We start from the raw sequence: 4,372 nt of genomic DNA, 5'->3' as shown, positions 1-4,372 counted from the left end.
CGCCAGCTGTGGGCGTCAGGACCACACGATTTCACCGTCCGCTTCAGCGTCGTTCGTCTTGCGTAGCATTCCAAAGCTCACAGGCGACCTCAATGTACATCCTGCCCTGCCATGTCATGGCCCCGCCCGACGCTGCCGCGTCCACCGCATCTCATCCCGCGTGTCTGACGATCGCGATACGCCCCTCATCTGGAAGGAGACAGCGGTGACCATAACCGGTCTGAACAAAATGTAAACAATAATATTTTTTCATTGGGGGATTGACAGGCGAATCACACCGGATCTAGCCCGCGTCGGCGGCGAGCTTTTTTTGCGCGACGTCCTCCGAAAGCCCGACGGACAAGAAAAAAATGACACGTCGGGCAAATCACCGGCATCTCATCATCGTAGAAGCAAAGAGCCTTGGCCCGCGCGTGCAATGGCGCCGGATGTTGAACTGCGCTTCTACACCCGACAGGCAAATTCCGCATGCAACCCATGCGCGATTTGTCCCTCGCGCCACTCGGGCCCTTTCCTTTTGTTGCCCGCCTGCCGTGCCGTTGCGACCTCTCGGTGCTTAAGTTAGAATGGGTGAAATCCGTGATCACATCATGAGGCGGCCCATGGTTCTTGCGAGCGAGATGCACGCGCGTGCGTGTCTTGTTGCGTGTCTTGCTGCATATTCCTGCGGCTATGCTTGGCTCGCATTGGCCGAGGTCCCTTCCGCCAGCGCGGACTGGGATGCGTGCGTCAAGGCCCCGACACGATCCTGCGTGCTGCGCGAGGCGCTGGCCGCCGCAACCGCGGGCGCCGATCCCTTTCCCGACCAGCTGCGCCGGATCGCCGAAGCCTATATCGCTGCGGGCGACGTCGACGCGGCCTTTCGCATCATCCTGTCGATCCGCGGCGATAGCGTGGCGCGCGCCTCCGTGCTGCGGTCGATTGCAGGCGCAGAGGTGAAGAGTAGCCGGATCGACAAGGCCCGGGACACCTTCGCGCAGGCGCAGTTGCTGGCCGAGACGATCGAGAAGCCTCTCGCTCGCGCCGAAGCCAGGCTTGCGATAGCCAAAGGCGAGGAGGAGGCCGGTTTCACAGCGGAGGCAGGCGACCTGTTCGCGGCAACGCGCAAGCTTGCCGAAACGATCGAGATCGAGCCAACCCCAGACCATAGTTGCGTCATCCTGCCGTCCCCGGAGGACCGGCTGGACTCCGTGTTCGGCGAACTCGCCCGGCACGAGGCCAACGCCGGAGATCTGAAGCAGGCGCGAGAGCTCGCGCGCCGGATCCAATATGGTCCGGGTTCGCGCGTCGCGGCGCTGCAGGCGATCGCCGAGATCATGGCGAGGGCCGGGCGATCCGACGACGCACGCGACATCCTCGATGAGGCCCGGGATGCCGCTGGACCATCCGCGCCATGGCCCGACCGTCACCCGAGCTGCCCGAGCATGCGTATTCAGCCGCCGGATGCGGGCTATCATGTCTATTCGCTCTGCAACGTCGCCAAGGTGCAAGCCAAATTAGGGCTTGTCGATGCCGCGGCGACGACGCTTGACGCTGCGTTGCCGCTGATTGCGGACATCACCGATGGCCCTATCTTGAAGGCTCGCCCGGCCATCGTCGGCGCGCTGACAGAGATCGCCGAGGCGGAGAGCGAGGCCGGCCTCACGGCGCGTGCCGGAGCGAGCTTCGATCGCGCGATGAAGGTGGCTGCCGACGTCACTGCAAACGACGGTGCTGGAATTTTCACTTTGATGCGGCTTGGTCGCGCGTTGGCCCGCGCCGGCCGCATCAGCGATGCGGAGGATCTGTCGGAGTCCGTGTTGGTCACGGTCCGCAGCAGCGACACTGCGCTTGCTCGCGCAAATCAGCTGCTGCTCGTCATCGAGGCGAGGGATGACGCTGGGCTGCCGCTTGACCGCGATCTGCTCTCTGAAACGCAGGAGGCGCTTCGATTGATTGGCCTGTCGGCACAGCGCGTGATCCCGTTGGCGCGCCTCGCCCAGGCGCGGGTCAGAGCTGGCGAGATGCACGAGGCCATGGCCGCCTTTGAGGAGGCGCTAGCGTCGCTGGAGGCGACGGACACCGGACCGCGGAATTCAAACCTGCTCCAGCAAGCGATCCGTGGCGTTCCGGTCCCCGACAACCTAGCTGGTCAGCGCGATCGGAGGCTGATTGCTGCAGCAGCCCCGCATATTCTGAAGATTATTCAAGCGCGCGGGGACTCTGACGTGAACGCGAGCTCCGCGCGCGCGGATGCGCTGCTCATGGTCGCCGGCGCGCTGCCGGACTGATCGCGGTGCCAATGCGAGGCGTCGATGCGTCGCGGCGCACTTTTCTCAAGCCATCCCCGCCACCGTCTCCTCACCGGTGACGTGATCGGGGCGGTCCGGCGCGCTGTGCCACGATCGCTTCCAAATGTTCGCCCCATAACCTTGAGGCTCCCAAACCTTACTTCCCGGCCGTGGGCAAAAGGCGCATGCCATTGCGTGCCTTCACAGAGTCTGGCGGGACTGCTAATCTGCGGTTGAGTTCTCCAAAAATGGAGACGACGCCTGTCACAGGTCTTCATCAGCTACTCGGTCAAGCATCGCGCGGCGGCTGAGAAGCTTGCGGGGGCACTGCAAGGCGCGGTGGTCCCGCTCGCCGATGGGCAGCCGATGCGGCTCTCGGTCTGGTGGGATCAGGCCCTGCAGCCGGGCGATGCGTTCAGTCCGGAGATCACCACCGCGCTCGATGCGGCGGTGGCGGTCGTCGTGATCTGGAGCGAGGGCGCGGTCGCCTCCAACTGGGTCTACGCCGAAGCGGTCCGCGCGGCGAGCCAGCGCAAGATCGTAACGGTGCGCGAGCAAGAGCTCGATCCCGCCCGCATCCCGCTGCCGTTCAATGTGTTCCACACCGGCATCGTCAGTGACGTCGCAGGCGTGCTGGGGGCGGTCAGCAAGCTCACCGCGGGCGGCGTTTCGCAGCTACCCACGGGACTTCCCGGCCCTGGCTTTCGCGGCTGGCTGCTCGATCCGAAGCAGGAGACGCTGCCGGCGCGCGCCATCGCCAGGCGCCCGGCGTCGCTGCTGGTGGCGCGGCACCGCGTCGTGCCCTTTCGTGACGTGCACGGGCTGCTCGACCGCTTCGTCGCCTGGGCAACCGGCGCCCCCGTGCATGCGATGGGAAGCCCGGCCCTCGGCCGGCTCGTGCACGGGCCCGGAGGCCTCGGCAAGACCCGCCTGATGATTGAGGTTGCCGAGGTGCTCACCCGCGCGCACGGCTGGCTCGCCGGTTTTGTGCCGCGCGAACTCGGCAGCGCGCGGCAGCAACGGCCTGATGATGCGTTCGAGCGGCTGATCCTCGGCGGCACCGACGCGAAAGGGCTCATGCTGGTCGTCGACTATGCGGAGGCCCGGCAAGAGGACGTCATCTGGCTCGCGGACCGGCTGGTCCGCCGCGCCGAAATGGTCACGGAGCCGGCGCGACTGGTGCTGCTGTCGCGCGGGGCCGGCACGTGGTGGCGCGAGCTGCGGCGCAAGAGCCAGAGCCTGCAGGAGCTCACAAGCCTGGGCGAAACCTATGACGAGGTCGAGCTGCCCGAGCGATCGGCAGCGCCGATCGGACGGCCATGTTCGACGCTGCGGTCGAAAGCTTCTGGTCGTTGCGGCGCCGATCGCAGCCGGATTGCGCTGCACAACCGCCGGCGCGGTCCGCTGCGCTGATCCGGGCGCTGGTGACCGAGGAAGACTACGATCGCCCGCTCGCGGTCCAGATGGCAGCCCTGCTCCAGGTCTGCGGTCTTGACGCCGGCACCGGGGGCCAGCACGTTGCCGGCCTCCTCGAACTCGTCCTCGGCCTTGAATACGCACACTGGGACCAGGCGCTCCCGCTCGGCCCGGACAGCAACCTGGCGGCGGCCGTGAAGAACGGCGTGGCACTGGCCACGCTGGTCGGGGGCGTCGAGACCGCCGAGGCCGCCGCGGCGCTGATCGGCGGCGATCCACTCTATGCGACCGCGCGGGACATCGACGTTCCCCGCGTCCAGCAAGCGTTGGGATTTCTGTTCCCCGCCGCCGACGGCGGCCTCGCCACGCTCGAGCCCGACCTGATCGGCGAGCATCACGTGGCGGAGGTGGCGACCGACGCTCTCGTCGCAGCCTGTCTCGACTCGGCGCGCACGGACCAGGACAAGCGCCGGCACATCCTGACAGTGTTGAATCGGGTGACCCGGAAGGAGCATGGCGCCATGGCGCAACGGGCGGAAATCCGTCTGGCGCGGCTGGTCGAGACCCGCGGTGAGACACTCGGCGCAGACCTTGTCAGGGTTGCGGTCGAAACCCCCGGCAAACTCATCGAACTCTGTGCCGCGCTCGAAGCCCAGGTGGAACAGTTCGGGGACGAGGCGCTGGCC

General features: G+C 66.5%; 3 protein-coding genes. All 3 read left to right on the top strand.

Features of this window, described 5'->3' with window-relative positions; translation table 11 throughout:
- Positions 1–602 precede the first annotated feature (602 nt).
- On the top strand, positions 603–2,270 hold the full coding sequence (locus ABSG20_RS30850) for a tetratricopeptide repeat protein (RefSeq protein ID WP_423868236.1): 1,668 nt from the start codon (positions 603–605) through the stop codon (positions 2,268–2,270).
- Positions 2,271–2,531: 261 nt separating this feature from the next.
- Positions 2,532–3,683 carry a toll/interleukin-1 receptor domain-containing protein gene (locus ABSG20_RS30845; protein ID WP_423868237.1) on the top strand — a complete coding sequence of 384 codons (1,152 nt, stop codon included), beginning with the start codon at positions 2,532–2,534 and terminating at the stop codon, positions 3,681–3,683.
- Positions 3,590–4,372: hypothetical protein (locus tag ABSG20_RS30840; RefSeq protein ID WP_423868235.1), on the top strand; the 783-nt coding region annotated here is incomplete at its 3' end. The genes ABSG20_RS30845 and ABSG20_RS30840, both read left to right, overlap by 94 nt.

The sequence above is a fragment of the Bradyrhizobium sp. genome (assembly GCF_049512235.1).
In the GTDB taxonomy this organism is placed as follows: Bacteria; Pseudomonadota; Alphaproteobacteria; order Rhizobiales; family Xanthobacteraceae; genus Bradyrhizobium.
Note: the sequence above shows the minus strand (reverse complement) of the source record. Positions and strands in the feature narration are given on the sequence as shown.

Bases quoted from the DNA above. Each gene is read 5' to 3' on its own strand.
- ABSG20_RS30850 (WP_423868236.1), top strand. From the start codon at position 603: ATGGTTCTTGCGAGCGAGATGCACGCGCGTGCGTGTCTTGTTGCGTGT.